Raw genomic sequence first — 18,930 nt, forward strand, 5'->3', positions numbered from 1 at the left:
CGGATTGTGACGTATTAATGACAGAATTGTAATTTTACGCTGCTTTATTCAGCAGTTTGTCCAAAGTTCGACCGGGAAGGAGGCGTTTTAACAGCGCAAACACTTTGGTCGGAGTGGTGACCCGATAACGTAAGCGCGGTTTGGACGAGCTCAGGGCGTGCAGCAGAGGTTTCAGGCAGGACTCCGGAGGCAGCACAAAGGCATTATTGGATTTATCATTACCGAGCCGGTTGAGCTGGGCATGGTAACTGGCGCTGTGGAATGAATGGTCGATGTCGATCCAATGTTTAAATGCACTCAGAGCGTTAGCGCGAAAGCGGGTTTCTATCGGGCCCGGTTCTATCAGGCTGATGTGGATATCGCTGCCGTGCAGTTCAAGGCGCAGAGTATCGCTCCAGCCCTCAATCGCAAATTTTGACGCGTTGTAGGCGCCGCGGTATTTCATTGCGGCGAAACCGAGAATGGAGCTGTTTTGCACGATGCGGCCATAGCCCTGACGGCGAAAGTGCGGCATCAGCAGCGTGGTCAGGGTATGCCAGCCGAAAAAGTTGGTTTCAAATTGAGCGCGCAGTCCGTCGGTCGGCAGGTCTTCTAACGCGCCCGGCTGGCCGTAGGCGCCATTGTTGAACACGGCATACAGTTTATTGTCCGACAGCAGCAGGGCCTGTTCGACGCCGCGGCGAATGCTCGCTTCGTCACTGAGGTCGAGCTCAATACAGGTCAGGCCTTCAGCCTGCAGGCGTTGTACATCTTCTGCTTTGCGGCAGGAGGCGATCACTTGGTAGCCGCGCTGATGTAATTCGGTCGCAGCCATGTAGCCAATACCGGATGAACAGCCGGTAATTAATATCGATTGGGTCATGCAAGTTCCAGATAGGGATTATTTCAGGTCAAATCGTCAGACGTGATGTTGCAGGAGATGTTTGAGCGCCGGCTCGACGCGTGAGTATGTGAACTGGAAACCCAGTTCAGTCAGTTTCTTCGGCTTGGCACGGATACTGTCAAACAACAATTCACTCGCTTCGCCCATCAGCAGACGGATGGCCCACTTGGGCGTGGTTAAAATATGTGGACGTTTCAGCGTTTGTGCCAGACAGCGGCTGAACCTGCGATTGGTGACCGGGTGCGGAGCACTGAAGTTAAAAATACCCTGCGCATGTTCGGTTTCCAGTACGTAAACAATCGCTTTGACCATATCGCTCATGTGGATCCAAGGCATGTACTGCTGGCCGGAACCAATTGGGCCGCCGAGGCCGAGACGATAAGGCGGCAGCATTTTTTTCAGCGCTCCGCCTTCCGGAGCCAGAACGACACCGGTGCGCATAATACATACCCGGGTTTGATCCGACTGGGCGCGCAGAGCGATCTGCTCCCAGGTTGCACAAACCTGATGTGAAAAACGCTGGGAACTGACCTGCAGGCTTTCGTCAAACGGGTGTTCCTGCTGGTCACCGTAATAGCCGACTGCTGAGCCGCTGATCAGCACATGAGGGGGTTTGGTGCTGGCATGAAACAGTTCGACCAGGCGTTCTGTCAGATTCCAGCGGCTGTCGCAGATACGTTGCTTTTGCTGTTCGGTCCAGCGTTTATCCGCAATCGGCTCTCCGGCCAGATTGATCACAGCGTCAAAGCGATTGAGATCGTGCAGATCGTCCAGACTTTCGATGAACGTCAGTTTGTCATTATGTACGTGGGCAAGCCGCTGGCGGGCGTGATGAGAGTTGCGGGTCAGGCAGACCAAATCATGAGTCATCAGCAGCTTAATCAGTTCACGTCCGATAAAGCCGGTTCCCCCGGTGATCAATATTTTCATGTCGCCTCCTTGCTTGCTCGTTTAAGTATAGCTGTCACGTCCGCCTCATCAGCTTAGAGGAATCTGGCTCAAGTTCCAACATTCTGTTTTTTAACCTTTGCTGACTTTTTCGCCACGGCGCCGGGTGGGTCACATCAGTGTGATGTATCCTTTGCCATCATAAGTGTAACTATTTGTATCGGAGCAGGTATGGCTGGGGTAGTGGCACTGTTAAAAGCGTTAATGGGTAGTCTGCGTGACCTGCTGCCGATTATCGCTGTGATTGCTTTTTTCCAGTTGCTGGTGCTGCAGGAGCCTTTGCCCCATCTGGTCAGTGTACTGACCGGCCTGGTGTTGGTGGTCTTCGGCCTGACTTTCTTTATCTTCGGCCTGGAAATGGGCCTGTTTCCGATTGGGGAGTCGATGGCTCAGGCGCTGGCCCGTAAAGGCAGTGTGGTATGGCTGCTGGTGTTCGCCTTTTGCCTTGGTTTTGGTACCACCATTGCCGAGCCGGCGCTGACGGCCGTGGCGGAAGAAGCCGCGCGGGTGGCCGCGCTCGGAGGCGTTATCGTGGACAGTGAGCTGACGCGTGATGAGTATGCCCACGGTCTGAGAGTGACGGTGGCGTTCTCGGTTGGACTGGCGATTGTGATTGGTGTGCTGCGCATTCTGCGTGGCTGGCCGATTCATTACATGATTGCGTTTGGCTATCTCGGCGTCGTGATTCTGACTCTGTTCGCGCCTCCGTTTATTATTGGTATCGCCTACGATTCCGGTGGGGTGACGACCTCGACCATCACTGTGCCTCTGGTCACGGCGCTGGGAGTGGGGCTGGCTTCATCCATTAAGGGGCGCAACCCGATGCTGGACGGATTCGGCCTGATTGCGTTTGCTTCCCTGTTGCCGATGATGTTTGTGATGGTCTTCGGGATGATGATGACATGAAGGCTGGCACGTCATGATAGGACTCACGGAATTTATCCAGACCCTGACCACAACCATGCGCGATGTGCTGCCGATTGTGGTGATTATTTTTGGCTTTCAACTGGTGGTGCTGCGTAAACCGGTCGCGCATCCGGTCAAAATAGCGGTGGGTTTTATTTATGTGATTCTGGGTTTGTCGCTGTTTTTACTCGGCCTGGAACTGGCACTGTTTCCGCTTGGTAAAACCATGGCTGAACAGCTGACCAATCTGCAGTTTTTGCAGCAGTTCAGGCTCAGCGCAGGACAAAGCCTGCACTGGGTTGATTACTACTGGGTGTATCTGTTTGCGTTTATGATTGGTTTTAGTACCACGATTGCCGAGCCGTCGCTGATCGCGGTGGCGCTTAAGGCTAATCAGGTGTCCGGGGGGAGTATCCGGGTTAACGGGCTGCGGGTGGCCGTGGCGTTCGGGGTTGCGCTCGGGATCACGCTGGGCTGCTATCGGATTGTGGTCGGCGATGCGCTGCATTTTTACATTATCGGCGGTTATATCGTGGTGGTGGTGCAAACCTTCTATGCCCCGAAGCTGATTGTTCCGCTCGCTTATGATTCCGGTGGGGTCACTACATCAACGGTGACCGTACCGATAGTGGCTGCTCTTGGGCTCGGACTGGCGTCGACGGTGCCCGGACGCAGTCCGGTGATGGATGGTTTTGGTTTGATTGCCTTTGCCAGCCTGTTTCCGATGATTTCAGTGATGGGCTATGCCCAGTTAACCCTGTGGCTTAACCGAAGGGCTGAACGCCGGGCGGCGCAAAGTGCGCCGGTTTCTGGTCAGCCTAGCCTGGCAGCAGCAAGGTTGCGCAAGGAGAAAGATGATGAGGTTTAAACTGATTATCGCATTTGTTGAGGACAGCAAAACCGACGAGGTGCTGGACGCGGCGCGTGAGGCGGGAGCTACCGGGGCAACAGTGATTAATAATGCTCGTGGCGAGGGGCTCAATAAAAAACGCACCTTTTTTGGCCTGACCCTGGAAGTGCAGAAAGATGTGGTGCTGCTGATGGTGGAGGAGCATTTGTCGCGCCATATTCTGGAAACCATCGCCGAAGTCGGTGAGTTTGATCAGGAATCGGGGCAGGGGATTGCGATTCAGATTGATATAGAAGACGCAGTCGGAGTCGCGCATCAGGTCGAAACATTAACCAAAGTGATTGAGGACAACCTATGAGTCGGCACGACAATATTCACGTTCGCGATGTCATGGCGAATACTTATGTCATGGTTGATGGTTTAACCACGGTCCATGACGGGATCTGTCTCGCTAAGCAGCACCAGGTGAAGGCGTTAATCGTCAATAAACGTCATGAGGACGATGAGTACGGTATTGTCCTGATGAACGATATTGCCAAAAAAGTCCTGGCCACCAACCGTTCGCCCAAGCGGACCAACATCTATGAAATCATGACCAAGCCAGCGTTATCGGTCTCGCCGGATATGAACGTCAAATATTGCGCCCGTCTGTTCGAGCGCTTTGGTATCAGCCGGGCACCGGTGATCGAAAATGGTCGGGTCATCGGTATGGTTAGTTACAATAATATCGTGATCAACGGCATGGCGCGAGATGAGGAATAGTGATTATTTACGGTCTGAATGGCCGAGGTCGCGTTGCGGATCAATCAAATCACGCACGCGTTGCTTGAGCACTTTAGCCTCCGGAAAACCGCCATCCTGTTTGCGTTCCCAGATCTGTTCACCGTTACAGAAAATTTCAAACCGGCCACCGGTATCGGGGTGGAGCGAGATGGTTGCGATCTCTTCACTGAAGGTATGCAACAGCTCCTGGGTTAACCAGGTGGAACGTAACATCCAGTTGCACTGGCGACAGTAGTAAATATCGATACGGGCTTTGTCCATAATGGCACTATCTCTTGACGTTACAAAGGAGGCTCAGCGCTGAAGGTTGTCAGCGCTGAGCCACAGGGCTATTTATTGCCGAACAACACGGTGGAGCCGTGATTAAGGTTGGTCAGCAGCAGGGTTTTATCATTGACGATATCTACCCGCTGACTCTGCTCCGAGTCCATGCGGAACAGCTGGGTGATCAATTGCAGCTGCTCGGGGGTGAAATCTTTACTCTGGGTGGAAGAGACGTCTTTAAAATCGGTCGGTGTCAGCAGCAGGTAGTTATCACTGACGTCCCATTCGCCTGATTCCGAGCAGTTGATCACATCTTCCGGTACCGATTTATCCATCGCATACAACTTGACTAACGACACACGCAGGTAGGTACCGTTAGGCAGGTACTTGACGTTTGAAGTGACATCAACCCGGCGCAGCGGGCCAACGGAATCATTTTGTTGTTTACTCTCAATCAGGGTGACCATTTTGGATTGCCATTCGCGCGAGGTCAGCACCTGTTGCAGTTTGATGTCACTGAACCAGTAAAACCAAGCGCTGAATGCGGCAGAAATCAGCAAAATCAGGATCGCAATTCTTCTGTTCATCATGGGCCTCCTCACTGGCAAATCTGATCAATATCTTCTTCGGTGGACAGGATACGTATCGTAATGTTCTGTCCGGAAAACTGAGGGGCATGAATGTAGTTCAGCACCAGTTGATTATTGTGGCCGCCGGTGGCGATGACCTCTTTGGGTGCCATTTCACCCGGGTGAAGCTTAGCGTATTTGATGATGCAGGATTCAATCAGTGGCATCCAGGCACTCAGATCAGGCTGGTTGACAGGGGCACTGACCGTTACGCCATTGTAATTGGCTAACTGGCGCAGCTTGGAGGGGGCCGGGCTGGTAAACAAAATGACACATAAAGGCAGTAAGATGGCGACAATCAGCATGATCTTGACCCGCAGATCGCACTTGTGCAGTAAAGTCAGAGGTGAGTGATCGGCCTTTTCTGTATTCGTGCTGGTGGTGTATGCAGGGACAGAGTTTGCCGTCACCTGAATATCAGCGCGCATGACGCTACTACCGGAGCTGTCGGTTTGCTCTGGTTGTTCATCCGGCGCCTGGGCAGTTTCGTCGGCTTCTAATGGTTCAACTTCTGCGATCAACTGATAGCCACGTTTGGGTACAGTTTTCACGAATTGCGGTGATTTTGTCGAATCTTTCAACATCTTGCGCAGTGTTGATATGGCTTGGGTCAGGCTTGAGTCATCGACTTCAAATCCTTGCTCACGCCAGACGAAATCATGCAGTTCATTGCGGGTTATCACTTCATTTGGGCGTTGAGATAGCAGTAATAGTATGCGGCTTTCATTGCTTCCGAGACGAACATTCTCATTGTCGGCTTCTTTGTCTACTAGCGAATTGCTCGTTGGGTCGAAAGTAAATCTGTCAGCAAGAATGAACTTTGTGGCTGTATTACTCATCGATATCTTCTTTTTAATTAGTATTTAGAGCTTGGACTAATGACTACCCACTATCCACAACCTTCCCTGTAGAACGAATTAAAAAACGACGTTGAAATATTCGGGGGTTATCTTCCTTGATAAAAATTCGGATAGAGCATAATCAAAAAAACTTCAAAAAACTCAGTTTTTATAGTTTTTGACCTTGAATTTACATTCCGGGGCCACATGTTAATACCAAATCGATGTTCCTCATACCCCAAATTTTAGTCTGGGGGCAAAAATGATGTTATGGAGCTAATATGAGCGAAACTGCAATGGCAAACAAAGAAACACGTGGTTTTCAATCTGAAGTTAAGCAACTACTTCATCTGATGATACATTCTTTGTATTCCAACAAAGAAATCTTCCTGCGTGAGCTGATCTCGAACGCATCAGATGCAGCGGATAAATTGCGTTTTCAGGCGTTATCTAACGCAGATTTGTATCAAAATGATGCTGATCTTGGAGTGAAGTTGTCGTTTGACAGCGAAGCGAATACTTTGACCATCTCTGACAACGGTATCGGCATGAGCCGTGACGATGTGATTGAGCATCTGGGTACGATCGCCAAGTCGGGTACGGCTGAATTTTTCTCAAAATTATCTCAAGATCAATCTAAAGACTCACAATTGATCGGTCAGTTCGGGGTCGGTTTTTACTCGGCCTTTATTGTTGCCGATGCGGTGACGGTACGTTCACGTGCGGCGGGTCTGGCGGCAGAAGAAGCGGTGCAATGGTATTCACAAGGTGAAGGCGATTACACCGTGGAGACCATCACGAAATCTTCCCGTGGTACTGACATCATTTTGCACCTGCGTGACGAAGGTAAAGAGTTCCTGTCGGAATGGCGTCTGCGCGATGTGATCTCGAAATACTCAGACCACATCGGTATCCCGGTCTACATCCAGACTCAGGTGATGGATGAGGAAGGCAAGCCAAGCGGTGAAACCCAATGGGAGCAAATCAACAAAGCGCAGGCTTTGTGGACTCGTGCCAAATCTGATATCAGTGATGAAGAGTATCAGGAGTTCTACAAGCATGTATCACACGATTTTGCTGATCCTCTGGTGTGGAGCCACAACAAAGTTGAAGGCAAAAACGACTACACCAGTCTGTTGTACATTCCGGCTAAAGCGCCTTGGGATATGTACAACCGCGATCACAAGCATGGCCTGAAACTGTACGTGCAGCGCGTGTTCATCATGGATGACGCTGAACAGTTTATGCCGTCTTATTTACGTTTTGTGCGTGGCCTGATTGACTCTAACGATCTGCCGCTCAACGTGTCGCGCGAAATTCTGCAGGATAACAAGGTCACGCAATCGCTGCGTAACGCTTGTACCAAGCGGGTGCTGACCATGCTGGAACGCATGGCGTCCAACGATGCAGAAAAATATCAGGGCTTCTGGAAAGAATTCGGTATGGTGCTGAAAGAAGGCCTGGCCGAAGACATGTCCAACAAAGAGAAGATTGCCGGCCTGCTGCGTTTTGCTTCCTGCGACAGTGAATCTGCTGAGCAGAATGTCAGCCTGAGTGCTTATGTTGAACGCATGAAAGAAGGTCAGGATAAGATTTACTACCTGACGGCGGACAGTTACAGCGCAGCGAAAAACAGCCCGCACCTGGAGCAGTTTAAAGCCAAAGGCATCGAAGTCGTGCTGATGTACGATCGCATTGATGAGTGGATGATGAACTATCTGACCGAGTTTGACGGTAAGCAGTTCCAGTCCATCAGTAAAGCGGGCCTTGATCTGAGCAAGTTTGAAGACGAAGCGGAAAAAGAGAAACACAAAGAGACAGAACAAGAGTTTAAATCTGTCGTTGAACGTGTGAAAGAGTACCTGGGCGCGCGGGTTAAAGACGTGCGTACCACCTTCAAACTGGCTTCAACCCCTGCGGTAGTGGTCACTGATGATTTTGAAATGGGCACACAGATGGCGAAACTGCTGGCGGCTGCCGGTCAAGCGGCGCCGGAAGTGAAGTACATTCTTGAAATCAACCCGGAACACGCCATGGTGAAACGTATGGCTGATGAGCCGGATCAGGAAGCGTTTGCCCGTTGGGTCGAAGTGCTGCTTGGCCAGGCGATGCTGGCGGAACGTGGTGCGATGGAAGATCCGTCACAATTTGTCACTGCAATCAATCAGCTTTTGACTAAGGTTGAATAAGTTTTAGGGTAAAGCTCGCCGCGTGCGAGCTTTTTTTATTGGCGACGGGCCGATATGACGTGAAGTCACGCTATCTTTGATGTAATTGCAGAGAAAACGGCGGCTGACGGGTATTCTTTAGTCTTAGAAAGCGCTGTGCAACGAATTTCTGTGATAGAATAGCAGACTTGAATGTCACTAATAAGGCGTGTATTTTGGCACGCCTGTTTGTTGGGCTTAACCGTTTGCGTTATGGCATGCGGAGTCATCAACAAACCCTATTGGTCTCGTTATACCGAAACTTACCGTCTCGCGACACAAGGAGCTGTGAGCTTCGGTATAAATATCATTTCTAAAGAGGATTAAACATGCGCATCATTCTTCTAGGTGCTCCAGGTGCAGGTAAAGGCACACAAGCTCAATTCATCATGGAGAAGTACGGTATTCCACAAATCTCTACTGGTGATATGCTACGTGCTGCGATCAAAGCGGGTACAGAGCTTGGTAAACAAGCGAAAGCCGTTATCGATGCTGGTCAGCTAGTTTCTGATGAAATCATTCTTGGTCTGATCAAAGAGCGTATCGCTGCAGAAGATTGCCAAAAAGGCTTTCTGCTGGATGGTTTCCCACGCACTATCCCGCAAGCGGACGGTCTGAAAGAAATGGGTGTTGACGTTGACTACGTGATTGAGTTTGACGTTGCTGATGATGTGATCGTTGAGCGCATGGCGGGCCGTCGTGCTCACCTGGCTTCAGGTCGTACTTACCACGTTGTTTACAATCCGCCAAAAGTGGAAGGTAAAGATGACGTGACGGGTGAAGATCTGGTTATCCGTGAAGATGACAAAGAAGAAACCGTACGTGCACGTCTGGATGTATACCACACTCAAACTGCACCACTGATTGAGTACTACGGTAAAGAAGCGCAAGCGGGTAACACTAAATACCTGAAATTCGACGGCACTAAGCAAGTGGCTGAAGTAAGCGCAGATATCGAGAAAGCACTGGCTTAATCTCAATTTTAGCCTGAGCTGAATATTTGTTATAGTGAAGCGACCGTAAGGTCGCTTTTTTTATGAACTTTTTCTGCTAAAAGTCCGTACAAGCACCTTCAGACCGGTTGATTCCAGCCCGGGACCGGGATGCCGGTCATGTTGCGAGATTCAATTTTAATCCGGCAGCGCGTGACGCTGCGTGACAAACCTGAATGGACATTATGCAAAACAACAAAAATTATGGTGTGCTGTTAGCCAATCTGGGGACGCCACAAGCGCCGACGGCGGCTGAGGTAAAACGTTTTCTGAGTGAATTCCTGCACGACCAGCGTGTGGTGGATATGAGCCGCTGGCTGTGGTGTCCGATCCTGCATGGCATTATTCTGCCGTTACGTTCGCCAAAGGTGGCTAAGCTGTACCAGAGTATCTGGATGGATGAAGGCTCACCGCTGATGGTCTATTCCAAACGTCAGCAGCAGGGCTTGCAACAGGCGCTCAATATACCGGTTGAACTGGGCATGACTTACGGCGAGCCTAGCCTGCTGAGCGGCGTTCAGAAGCTGCAGCAGCAAGGTGTGGACAGCATTATTGTTCTGCCGTTGTATCCGCAGTATTCCGGAACAACCAGCGCGGCGGTGTTTGACGGTGTGGCGAAAGCGATGAAACAGGTTGATGTGGTGCCGGATCTGAGCTTCGTGCGCGATTACCACGATCATCCGCTTTACATCCAAGCGCTGGCCGACAAGGTGCGTCAGTCCTGGCAGGAGAATGGTCAGGGTGATCTGTTGGTCTGTTCCTATCACGGTATTCCCAAGCGCTATGCGGATAATGGTGATATTTATCCTCAGCATTGTGAGCAGACCACCCGTCTTTTGGCTGCCGAACTGGGCCTGGCTCCTGAGAAAGTTCTGATGACTTATCAGTCACGGTTTGGCCGTGAAGAGTGGCTGCAGCCGTATACGGACAAAACCCTGCAGGCACTGCCGGGGCAAGGTGTCAAAAAGCTTGATATTCTGTGTCCGGCCTTCTCGGTTGACTGTCTCGAAACCCTGGAAGAAATTTCCGAGCAAAACTGCGAGATTTTTCTGCATGCCGGCGGAGAAACATTCCACTATATCGAGTGTCTCAACGATTCAGCCGCTCATATCGCGATGATGGCAAGCCTGGTCAGAGAACGACTGTAACGCCGGACTTAACCGATACCAGAGCCCAACGCTCAGATACACAACCATCAGAGACGAAAAAGCCTCAGCACGAACTGAGGCTTTTTATGTTGGACGGGCCGACGTTAAGCTTGCGCGGTTTCCAGCACGACTTCGTTCTCACCACGGCAGATTTTACTCAGCTTAGGTGCAATCAGGAAGGTCAGTACGGTAATGGCCGCAGTGGCATAACCAATCTTACCAAACACATCACCGTAGATAGCCAGTGATTCAGTGGCGGACGCTACATGGCTCGGTACAGAGGTCAGACTTGCGACCCAGCCAGCAATAACGGCTGCGGTTGCTGAGGTCAAAAACCACATCCCCATCGCAAAGCCCATCATACGCTGCGGAACCAGCTGAGCCACCATGGCCAGGCCCAGACCGGACACCAGCAGTTCACCGATCGACTGGAATGCGTAACACAACACCAGCCAGTTTGAACTGATGATGCCTTCAGCATTGGCAAAGTTCGCTCCCCAGGACAGGATCAGGAATGACATGGCACACAGCGCCATACCACAGGCAAATTTAAACGGCATCGACAGACGATCGCCCAGTTTGCCGTACAGCATCGCCAGGACCGGACTGGCCACCATGATCCAGAACGGGTTCAGAGCCTGGAATTGCTCCGGCTCAACACCAATACCAAAGATATCGTGGCTGACGTTATGAATCGCAAAGAAGTTGAGTGAGGTTGGCATCTGGAAGTAGAGCACGAAGAACACCACACCTTGCAGCATCAGCACGAAAGCAACCAGCATTTTCTGGCGCTCGATACCGCGAATCGACAGGGCTTCTTTAAAGTAGAAAAATACAATCGTCAAGCCGGCGACAACCAGGATACCGTGCGCCAGTGCCAGGTTCTGCAGCAGGTAGCTACATACAAAGCTGGCAATAACAGAGCCAACGGTGACCAGCAGCAGTTTGGTTTTATTCACCGGTGCCAGATCAGCCGGTGAGCCGACTTTGCGCAGCATGCCCTGGCACATGATGAAGTTAACCACAGTGATCGCCAGGCCAATCGCGCTGACACCAAATGCCATGCCGTAGCCGGCACGCTCTGCTACGATTGGGGTGATGATCATCGAAATGAACGAACCGAGGTTAATCGCCATGTAATACATGGTGAACGCGCCATCGAGGCGAGGATCGTTTTCCGGGTAGACTTTGGCCAGCAGGCTGGACGGGTTGGCTTTGAACAGGCCGTTACCCACAGTGATAAAGCCCATGGCAATAAAGATAAGTGTCGGACCACCGAAGCTTTGCTCTGCGGTGGACAAGCCAAGCAGGGCATAACCAATCATTAAAATGATGGCACCTAGCGTCACGGCCCGTTTACTGCCGATGACCTTGTCACCGATCCAACCACCGGCGGCAACGAAACCGTAAACCAGCGCAGAAAAGGCACCAAACAGAACAAAAGAGGTCGATTCATCCATATTCAGAATTTTGACCATGTAAACGGTCAGGATGGCTTGCATCCCGTAGAATCCGAATCGCTCCCAAAATTCTATTGAAAAGATCAAATAGAATGGTTTAGGTTGCTTGAATATATTCAAGTCTGACATAAAGTACTTCCTGTGACAGAAACCATCTCTGGTGAATGTTCACGGTGGTGCGTTGTGCAAACCGTGGATATCACTTTTGATGCAGTGTTATAAATGATGATTTTCCTTAGGCTTATAATATTGTTAAATACATTATTGCTAAGGTTTTATTCGGTCGATACGTATACATGCAAGAGAATAAAACTGCAATGATCTTATTTGTTCGAATTTTAATCCGTATGTTAAATGGTATAAAATACAATTAGTTAGCGGTGGGTCTGGCGGCGGGGGATCTGGAAATCTAATTTTCCATATTTGAAGATCATGTGTTACAAGCAAAGAGATAACAATCAGCTTCATCCAGAGTGGAGTAAACCATAGTTCACAGTTGTTAAGAAAAGTTGGTTAGAAATGAAACGTTGGTATTTACTGTACTGTAAACGAGGAGAGCAGGTCAGAGCGAAAGCCCATCTGGAAAATCAGGGGGTAGAGTGCTTTTATCCGGAAATCGAAGTCGAGAAAATTTTACGCGGCAAGCGGCAAAAAGTGCGGGAACCGTTATTTCCGTCTTACATGTTTGTCCGTTTTGATTTTCAGCAAGGTCCGACATTCACCACGGTACGTTCAACGCGCGGGGTGGCGGATTTTATTCGTTTCGGCTCTGAGCCTAAAGAGATCCAGGGTGACTTAGTCTACGAACTGAAGCAGTTCGGCTGTGCATTGCAGGCGATGTCCCAGTCTGAAGGGCCGGTGAAGGGACAGGAAATTGAAGTCAAAGGTGGTCAGTTCAAAGGGCTGAAGGCTATCTATCAGGAGCCGGACGGTGAGAGCCGTTCGATTATGCTGGTGAAAATGATCAGTCAGCCAGTGGCGATGAGCATTGATAACAAGCATCTCGACCTGAAAGGTTAATCCTGCTTAATTTGGTCCGAGTAATAAAAAAGGCGCCACAGGCGCCTTTTACGTATCCGGTTTTCCCGCTGAGCAGTCAGCTGGAAAGGGGATTAGTATGCTTCGTTGTGAACCGCTTTTACTGCGCGACCTGACGGGTCGATACAGTTTTTGAACGACTCATCCCATTCTACTGCTTTCGCCGAAGAGCAGGCAACCGAAGGGCCGCCAGGGACACAGTGCGCCGCTGATTCCAGCGGGAACAGTTCTTCAAAGATCTCGCGGTACACGTAACCTTCTTTGGTCGATGGTGTGTTGTACGGGAAGCGGTACTTCGCGGTTTCCATCTGCTGATCAGTGACTTTCGCTTCAGCAGTTGCTTTTAGTGTGTCGATCCAGTTGTAGCCTACGCCATCAGAGAACTGCTCTTTCTGACGCCATGCGATGGACTCTGGCAGGTAATGTTCAAAACACTCACGCAGGATGTGTTTTTCCATCTTACCGTTGCCACACATCTTGTCGGCCGGGTTGAGGCGCATTGCCACGTCGATGAACTCTTTGTCCAGGAATGGTACCCGGCCTTCAACACCCCATGCTGCCAGAGATTTGTTGGCACGGGCACAGTCAAACATGTTCAGCGCCAGCAGTTTACGGACGGTTTCCTCGTGGAATTCCTGTGCGTTTGGTGCCTTGTGGAAGTACAGGTAGCCACCGAAGATTTCGTCAGCGCCTTCGCCTGACAGAACCATTTTAATCCCCATGGCCTTGATTTTACGGCCCATCAGGAACATCGGCGTTGATGCGCGGATAGTGGTGACATCATACGTTTCGATGTGATAAATCACGTCACGGATGGCATCCAGACCTTCCTGTACGGTGTAGGTCATTTCGTGGTGTACAGTACCCAGTTTGTCCGCCACTTCACGAGCCGCTTTCAGATCCGGTGCGCCTTCCAGGCCAATGGCAAATGAGTGCAGTTGTGGCCACCATGCTGCGGATTTTTCATCGTCTTCAATACGCATTGCTGCAAAACGTTTTGCGACTGCAGAAGTGATCGAGGAGTCCAGACCACCGGACAGCAGTACGCCGTAAGGGACGTCGGTCATCAGCTGGCGTTTTACTGCATCTTCCAGTGCTTTGGTCAGATCTTCTTTGCTGGTGGAGTTGTTCTGCACCGCTGCGTATTCGTTCCAGTCACGGATGTAGTAGCGTTTTGGCTCTGCATCTTTAGAGCTCAGGGAACTGCCCGGAGGAAATTCACCGATGGTTTTACACACCGGTACCAGCGCTTTCATTTCAGATGCTACGTAGAAGTTGCCGTGCTCGTCATGACCCTGGTACAGCGGAATGATACCGATGTGGTCGCGGCCTACCAGATACTCGTCTTTCTCTTCATCGTACAGGACGAATGCAAAGATACCGTTCAGCTCTTCCAGCAGGTCGGCACCTTTGTCCTGGTACAGTGCCAGGATAACTTCACAGTCAGAATCGGTTTGGAATTCGTATTTGCCTTCGTAGCGGGCACGGATTTCTTTGTGGTTGTAGATCTCGCCATTGACTGCAAGGATCAGTTTTCTATCTGGGCTGTACAGAGGCTGGGCACCGCTATTCAGACCAACGATAGCCAGGCGCTCATGAGCCAGAATTGCTCGGTCTGATGCGTAGATACCTGACCAATCCGGGCCACGGTGACGAAGTTTCTTAGACATTTCAAGAGCGACCGGACGAAGTGCTGCCGCGTCACTTTTGATGTCTAAAATACCGAAGATAGAACACATACAACTTTCCTTAATTAGACGAGTTTCAATCAGATGACTTCAATTTGCCACTTTGGTTAAAAAAGGCAACCCATAATTGTGAAAAAGTTTAAAGAAAAGAGTGTGTGATGAATATTATTTAATTTAAGGGCTAATATTTTAAACGGAATTTAGAAAAGGGCTAATTTGTCACCGGGAATGACAACAAAAGCCGCTAACTTTTGTTGTCATCACCAGTTTAGCTGCGGCTGAAATGTGGATTGAGCTGGTCGCAAACATGGCGGGCAAAACCGGTGCCGGCTTCGCTGTAGATGTTAAACGCAGCGTGTGCGCCATCGGCAATCAGGCTGTCCATCTGGTCCGGGTATTCGGCAATTGCCGCAATATGACCAGGGAAGTGACGCTTTTTCAGCAGCGACAGGGCAATCTGGTTGGCCTGGTGATGTGGCATCGCCAGCAGCACCATTTTGCCATGTCCGGTATCAAGGATACGTTCCCAGAAATCCGGGTCGGTGGCATCGCCGCTGATGACGTTGCGCCCTTGATCGCGGTGACCTTTGGCGGCGTCTTCGCGTAGTTCGACACCCAGACAGATCTGGCCATAGCGTTGGGTCATTTCTTCATAAGCGCCGGTTCCGATACGGCCCATACCGAGGATCAGCACCTGAGCGTTGCCCGGGTTAATCAAGGCGTCGCGCTGATGCAGGACTTCCGGCGCGGGCTGATCAAACCAATGTGACGAGCGTTGGTAAAGTTCGTGCCCCTTGCGGCTCAGTGGTGCGGCGACAATAAACGACAGCGGTACCGAGATGGCCAGGGCGACCAGAATATCGCCCGGCAACCAGCCCATTTTAAAGGCCAGTCCGCCAACAATCAGGCCGAACTCACTGAAGTTGAACAGCGAAATTGACGCTAGCAGCGAGGTACGCACCCGGAAATGGAAGCGATTAATAACCCAGAAATAAAGCATACCTTTGATCGGTAGCAGGATCAGCAGCAGCAGGGCGAGGAAAAAGCCGGTTGCGGTCGGTTCTTCTGACAGGCCAATATTCAGGAAGAAGCAAACCAGAAATAACTCTTTTAAGTTAAACAACGATTTGGAGAGCTCCGAAGCTTTATTGTGTCCGGCCAGCATCATACCGAGGATCAGTGCGCCCAGATCCGGCTTCATCCCGACCAGTTCGAACAGACCAGCTCCCACCACCAGGGCCAGGAAGATACCGAGCAGAATCAGCATTTCACCGTGGCCGACCCGGTCGAGCAGCTCAAACATCAGTGGGCGCAGGAATGGCAACATAAACAGGCCGATGGCATACCATTCCGGCAGTTTACCGGTCGATGCGGTTAAAAATATCACGGCAAAGATATCCTGCATGACCAAAATACCGATAGCGAGTGTGCCGTAAGTGGCATTCAGTTCGCCTTTTTCCTGCAGGGATTTAACCGCAAATACGGTACTTGAGAAGGACAACGCAAAACCCAGCAACACTAGGCTTGAGACCGGTACATCGGCCAGGCTGTCGAGCCCCAGAGTTTTGAACGCCATCAGGATAAGGGTGAAGATGGCGGTCGACAGCAGGTTGTGCACGGTGGCTCCGGCCCAGATTTCCTTCTCAAGCAGAGAACGGACATCCAGTTTCAAACCTATAGTAAACAGCATCAGGGTGACACCGAGGTCAGCCAGTGTGGTAATGGTTTCGTTTGACTCAAAGCCATAGCCATTGAGGGCAAACCCGGCAATCAGAAAGCCGACTAACGGAGGAAGGTGACATTTTAGTGCGATAAACCCAGCCAGAAATGCCGCAGAGATTATGATCAAATCCATAGTGTTTCTTATTTTAATTAAAAAAGGGCCGTATCTTCATAGAGATACGGCCCTATATTATAGGATATGCAACTGATTAGTCTTCAAGCAATTTTTGTAACAGAACGCCATTAAGCATCGCGCGCTTGATCATGGCAAATGCGCTTTTGGTCGGTTGCTTATCCACCGCTGAGGCAACGATAGGCAAATCGCGGTGGAAGGTCTTGAGCGACTGATTGTGTACATTGCGCAAAATAGCCGGGAAAATAATCTCCGGAGCCGCAGTAATCTGACCGGCGATAACAATTTTTTGCGGGTTAAACAGGTTGACGGTAATGGCAATCGCTTTACCCAACTGGTTTCCGACCTGAACCAGCGCCTGTTTGGCCAGCTCATCGCCCTGATTGGCGTGCTGACAAATGGTTTCGACGTTCAGCGGCTCAATGCCGGCCAGGCTTGATTCATAACCCTGCGCCAGTAGGTTGGTGACGCGTTTGATGATCGCCGGGTTGGTGGCAATGGTCTCCAGACAGCCGAAGTTGCCGCACTGGCATTTATCGCCGAGCGCGTCTATCTGGATATGGCCGATTTCGCCCACATTACGATTAGAGCCCAGAAATACCTGGCCGTTGACTATGATGCCGGCACCGGTGCCGCGGTGCACACTGACCAGAATGGAATCCTGACAATCCTGGCTGGCGCCGAAATAGTGTTCAGCCAGTGCCATACCGCGCACATCGTTACCAACAAAGCTTTCGACATGAAAATGCTCGCGCAGAATATCGCCCAGATCCAGAGTATCAATATCGATGTGTGGCATATATTCCACCACACCGGTTTCAGGATTGACCAGGCCTGGCAAGACCACACCGATGGCAATTAACTGATCAATCTGCGTGCTGTGCTGGGCAATGAAAGCTTTAATATGACCAAGCAGACCTTCGATTAATTGCGGCTGCTGGGCATAGAGAAATTCGTGTTCGGCGCTAGCCAGCTCTTTGCCACCTAAATCGTACAGGCTGAGCTGGATATAATCGCGGCCGAGACGCACCGCGATGGAATGAAAGGGAGCCACTTCGGTGGTGAGAGAGATGGCACGTCGCCCGCCGGTCGACGCTTGTTGCGCGACCTCTTTTATCAGGCCGCGTTCGAGAAGCTGGCGGGTGATCTTGGTGACGCTGGCCGGAGCAAGCTGGCTGACATCGGCAACCTGAATGCGGGAAATCGGACCTTGCTGGTCAATTAAACGATAAACCGCTGCGCTGTTGAGCTGTTTAACAAGATCTACGTTACCTATTTGTCCGCCATTCATTACACATTTTGCTCGTATTGTCCGTTTACTACCGTCGCTTTTACCTGGAAGTCGCGGTCAAACGCCGTTAGGTTGGCAATCATGCCAGGACGGATTCGACCCAGTTTGTTGTCCACTCCAATAGCTTTGGCAGGATATAGGGTTGCCATCCGCAGGGCTTCGTCTAAAGCGATACCGACGTGCTCAACCGTATTTTGAATTGCTTTTATCATCGTCAGGGCTGAGCCGCCAAGTGTGCCGTTTTCGTCTACACACTTGCCGTCCCGGTAATATACTTTCTTACCGACAAAAATAAAGTGATCCATCTCAGCGCCTGCAGGAGCTGTGGCATCGGTCACTAATACCAGCTTGTCGCCTTTGATTTTGTGGGCAATGCGGATGTTGGCGTAGTCGACATGGAAGCCGTCGACAATGATACCGGCATAGACATCCGGCGTATCATAAATGGCACCGACAGCCCCCGGTTCACGCCCGATCATCGGCGTCATGGCATTAAACAGGTGAGTGGCAAAGCTGATCCCGGCTTCAAATCCCTGCCGTGCTTCGACGTAGGTCGCGTTGGTATGGCCAAGAGAAACCACGATGCCGGCCTCTGCCAGTTGCGTAATATGGGCCGGATTGTTTTTTTCCGGTGCCAGCGTCAGTTTGGTCACCACGTCGCGGTTATCACAGATGAAGCGGATCATTTCGTCGTTTGACGAGCGGATAAAATCGACGCTGTGGATGCCCTTTTTGATCTGATTGAGGTACGGGCCTTCCAGATGCAGACCGAGGGAGTGGTTCTGGAAACGCTGCTGGTAGTCGCGCTGCGCGGCCACCGCCTGACGCATATCATCATCGGATGAAGTAATCAGGGTGGGCAGAAAACTGGTACAGCCGGACTTTAAATTCGCGCGGTGCATGGTGTGCAGGGTGGCGGCGCTGATGTCATCATTAAACATTACACCGCCACAACCATTGAGCTGAACGTCGATAAATCCGGGACTTAAGTTGGCGCCATGCAGGTCAATAGTGGCTAATTCAGCCGGTAAGTCAGCGACAGGTTGCAGAGAGTGGATTCTGTCGCCATCAACCACGACTGCATGCTCTGTGAGCATTTCGCTACCCGTGTAGATTTTACAGTTAGTTAGCGCGTACATATTAGCGAGT

17 protein-coding genes and 1 pseudogene are annotated in these 18,930 nt (G+C 50.8%); 8 read left to right on the plus strand and 10 right to left on the minus strand.

Going from position 1 to position 18,930, the window contains the following annotated elements; genetic code table 11:
* Positions 1 to 34 precede the first annotated feature (34 nt).
* Together J0X00_RS16170 and J0X00_RS16175 are read right to left on the minus strand one after the other, a co-directional pair.
* A complete protein-coding gene (locus tag J0X00_RS16170) occupies positions 35 to 862 on the minus strand; it encodes an SDR family oxidoreductase (RefSeq protein ID WP_282477205.1) in 828 nt (275 codons plus the stop codon).
* Positions 863 to 898: 36 nt separating this feature from the next.
* Positions 899 to 1,813, minus strand: coding sequence for a TIGR01777 family oxidoreductase (locus J0X00_RS16175; RefSeq protein ID WP_136487811.1), 915 nt, complete (start codon positions 1,811 to 1,813; stop codon positions 899 to 901).
* Between the two features lie 189 nt (positions 1,814 to 2,002).
* Between J0X00_RS16175 and J0X00_RS16180 the strand changes: the two genes are divergently transcribed.
* The 4 genes and pseudogenes from J0X00_RS16180 to J0X00_RS16195 all read left to right on the plus strand — a co-directional run bounded on the left by J0X00_RS16180 (position 2,003) and on the right by J0X00_RS16195 (position 4,349).
* Complete coding sequence (locus J0X00_RS16180; protein WP_282477206.1) at positions 2,003 to 2,737, plus strand: DUF1538 domain-containing protein; 735 nt, start codon at positions 2,003 to 2,005, stop codon at positions 2,735 to 2,737.
* Positions 2,738 to 2,750: 13 nt separating this feature from the next.
* Positions 2,751 to 3,509, plus strand: a pseudogene (locus J0X00_RS16185) (DUF1538 domain-containing protein); the annotation flags it as partial.
* Positions 3,510 to 3,594: 85 nt separating this feature from the next.
* Positions 3,595 to 3,945, plus strand: a complete 351-nt coding sequence (locus J0X00_RS16190; RefSeq protein WP_136487830.1) for a P-II family nitrogen regulator — start codon at positions 3,595 to 3,597, stop codon at positions 3,943 to 3,945.
* A complete protein-coding gene (locus J0X00_RS16195) occupies positions 3,942 to 4,349 on the plus strand; it encodes a CBS domain-containing protein (protein ID WP_136487814.1) in 408 nt (135 codons plus the stop codon). The genes J0X00_RS16190 and J0X00_RS16195 overlap by 4 nt, the downstream gene beginning before the upstream one ends.
* Before the next feature lie 3 nt (positions 4,350 to 4,352).
* On the opposite strand, the gene J0X00_RS16200 is transcribed toward J0X00_RS16195, so the two are convergent.
* The 3 genes from J0X00_RS16200 to J0X00_RS16210 all read right to left on the minus strand — a co-directional run bounded on the left by J0X00_RS16200 (position 4,353) and on the right by J0X00_RS16210 (position 6,102).
* The gene (locus J0X00_RS16200; RefSeq protein WP_136487815.1) at positions 4,353 to 4,631 is read right to left on the minus strand and encodes a SelT/SelW/SelH family protein; all 279 of its coding nucleotides are present in this window, start codon (positions 4,629 to 4,631) and stop codon (positions 4,353 to 4,355) included.
* A 68-nt stretch (positions 4,632 to 4,699) separates the two neighbouring features.
* Positions 4,700 to 5,221 (minus strand): regulatory protein ToxS, encoded by a 522-nt coding sequence (locus J0X00_RS16205; protein WP_136487831.1) that lies wholly within the window; start codon positions 5,219 to 5,221, stop codon positions 4,700 to 4,702.
* A gap of 11 nt (positions 5,222 to 5,232) precedes the next feature.
* The gene (locus J0X00_RS16210; protein ID WP_282477207.1) at positions 5,233 to 6,102 is read right to left on the minus strand and encodes a transcriptional regulator; all 870 of its coding nucleotides are present in this window, start codon (positions 6,100 to 6,102) and stop codon (positions 5,233 to 5,235) included.
* Positions 6,103 to 6,383: 281 nt separating this feature from the next.
* On the opposite strand from J0X00_RS16210, the gene htpG reads away from it, so the two are divergent.
* From htpG to hemH, 3 genes are all read left to right on the plus strand, one after another.
* Positions 6,384 to 8,291, plus strand: a complete 1,908-nt coding sequence (gene htpG / locus J0X00_RS16215) for a molecular chaperone HtpG (RefSeq protein ID WP_282477208.1) — start codon at positions 6,384 to 6,386, stop codon at positions 8,289 to 8,291.
* Positions 8,292 to 8,638: 347 nt separating this feature from the next.
* Positions 8,639 to 9,283 (plus strand): adenylate kinase, encoded by a 645-nt coding sequence (gene adk / locus J0X00_RS16220; RefSeq protein WP_136487818.1) that lies wholly within the window; start codon positions 8,639 to 8,641, stop codon positions 9,281 to 9,283.
* Positions 9,284 to 9,486: 203 nt separating this feature from the next.
* Positions 9,487 to 10,449, plus strand: a complete 963-nt coding sequence (gene hemH / locus J0X00_RS16225; RefSeq protein ID WP_136487819.1) for a ferrochelatase — start codon at positions 9,487 to 9,489, stop codon at positions 10,447 to 10,449.
* 104 nt (positions 10,450 to 10,553) lie between these two features.
* Here hemH and dtpA read toward each other — a convergent pair whose 3' ends face one another.
* Complete coding sequence (gene dtpA / locus J0X00_RS16230) at positions 10,554 to 12,038, minus strand: dipeptide/tripeptide permease DtpA (RefSeq protein ID WP_136487820.1); 1,485 nt, start codon at positions 12,036 to 12,038, stop codon at positions 10,554 to 10,556.
* Between the two features lie 390 nt (positions 12,039 to 12,428).
* Between dtpA and rfaH the strand changes: the two genes are divergently transcribed.
* A complete protein-coding gene (gene rfaH, locus J0X00_RS16235) occupies positions 12,429 to 12,929 on the plus strand; it encodes a transcription/translation regulatory transformer protein RfaH (RefSeq protein WP_136487821.1) in 501 nt (166 codons plus the stop codon).
* 92 nt (positions 12,930 to 13,021) lie between these two features.
* Here the strand turns inward: rfaH and asnB are convergent, their stop codons facing one another.
* From asnB to nagA, 4 genes are all read right to left on the minus strand, one after another.
* Entirely contained in the window at positions 13,022 to 14,686 is a 1,665-nt protein-coding gene (gene asnB, locus J0X00_RS16240; RefSeq protein WP_136487822.1) for an asparagine synthase B, read from the minus strand.
* 217 nt (positions 14,687 to 14,903) lie between these two features.
* Positions 14,904 to 16,490, minus strand: coding sequence for a cation:proton antiporter family protein (locus J0X00_RS16245; RefSeq protein WP_136487823.1), 1,587 nt, complete (start codon positions 16,488 to 16,490; stop codon positions 14,904 to 14,906).
* 76 nt (positions 16,491 to 16,566) lie between these two features.
* Positions 16,567 to 17,781 (minus strand): ROK family protein, encoded by a 1,215-nt coding sequence (locus J0X00_RS16250; RefSeq protein WP_282477209.1) that lies wholly within the window; start codon positions 17,779 to 17,781, stop codon positions 16,567 to 16,569.
* Positions 17,781 to 18,920: an N-acetylglucosamine-6-phosphate deacetylase gene (nagA, locus tag J0X00_RS16255; RefSeq protein WP_282477210.1), complete on the minus strand. Its 1,140-nt coding sequence runs from the start codon at positions 18,918 to 18,920 to the stop codon at positions 17,781 to 17,783. Before nagA ends, J0X00_RS16250 begins: the two co-directional genes overlap by 1 nt.
* Positions 18,921 to 18,930 lie beyond the last annotated feature (10 nt).

This window comes from Vibrio sp. ABG19 (genome assembly GCF_029962385.1).
GTDB lineage: Bacteria > Pseudomonadota > Gammaproteobacteria > Enterobacterales > Vibrionaceae > Vibrio > Vibrio ostreae.

What these genes read in the sequence shown, in the direction of transcription:
- J0X00_RS16170 (WP_282477205.1), bottom strand. Translation starts at nt 862, where the DNA reads ATGACCCAATCGATATTAATTACCGGCTGTTCATCCGGTATTGGCTAC.
- J0X00_RS16175 (WP_136487811.1), bottom strand. Translation starts at nt 1,813, where the DNA reads ATGAAAATATTGATCACCGGGGGAACCGGCTTTATCGGACGTGAACTG.
- J0X00_RS16180 (WP_282477206.1), top strand. Translation starts at nt 2,003, where the DNA reads ATGGCTGGGGTAGTGGCACTGTTAAAAGCGTTAATGGGTAGTCTGCGT.
- J0X00_RS16190 (WP_136487830.1), top strand. Translation starts at nt 3,595, where the DNA reads ATGAGGTTTAAACTGATTATCGCATTTGTTGAGGACAGCAAAACCGAC.
- J0X00_RS16195 (WP_136487814.1), top strand. Translation starts at nt 3,942, where the DNA reads ATGAGTCGGCACGACAATATTCACGTTCGCGATGTCATGGCGAATACT.
- J0X00_RS16200 (WP_136487815.1), bottom strand. Translation starts at nt 4,631, where the DNA reads ATGGACAAAGCCCGTATCGATATTTACTACTGTCGCCAGTGCAACTGG.
- J0X00_RS16205 (WP_136487831.1), bottom strand. Translation starts at nt 5,221, where the DNA reads ATGAACAGAAGAATTGCGATCCTGATTTTGCTGATTTCTGCCGCATTC.
- J0X00_RS16210 (WP_282477207.1), bottom strand. Translation starts at nt 6,102, where the DNA reads ATGAGTAATACAGCCACAAAGTTCATTCTTGCTGACAGATTTACTTTC.
- htpG (WP_282477208.1), top strand. Translation starts at nt 6,384, where the DNA reads ATGAGCGAAACTGCAATGGCAAACAAAGAAACACGTGGTTTTCAATCT.
- adk (WP_136487818.1), top strand. Translation starts at nt 8,639, where the DNA reads ATGCGCATCATTCTTCTAGGTGCTCCAGGTGCAGGTAAAGGCACACAA.
- hemH (WP_136487819.1), top strand. Translation starts at nt 9,487, where the DNA reads ATGCAAAACAACAAAAATTATGGTGTGCTGTTAGCCAATCTGGGGACG.
- dtpA (WP_136487820.1), bottom strand. Translation starts at nt 12,038, where the DNA reads ATGTCAGACTTGAATATATTCAAGCAACCTAAACCATTCTATTTGATC.
- rfaH (WP_136487821.1), top strand. Translation starts at nt 12,429, where the DNA reads ATGAAACGTTGGTATTTACTGTACTGTAAACGAGGAGAGCAGGTCAGA.
- asnB (WP_136487822.1), bottom strand. Translation starts at nt 14,686, where the DNA reads ATGTGTTCTATCTTCGGTATTTTAGACATCAAAAGTGACGCGGCAGCA.
- J0X00_RS16245 (WP_136487823.1), bottom strand. Translation starts at nt 16,490, where the DNA reads ATGGATTTGATCATAATCTCTGCGGCATTTCTGGCTGGGTTTATCGCA.
- J0X00_RS16250 (WP_282477209.1), bottom strand. Translation starts at nt 17,781, where the DNA reads ATGAATGGCGGACAAATAGGTAACGTAGATCTTGTTAAACAGCTCAAC.
- nagA (WP_282477210.1), bottom strand. Translation starts at nt 18,920, where the DNA reads ATGTACGCGCTAACTAACTGTAAAATCTACACGGGTAGCGAAATGCTC.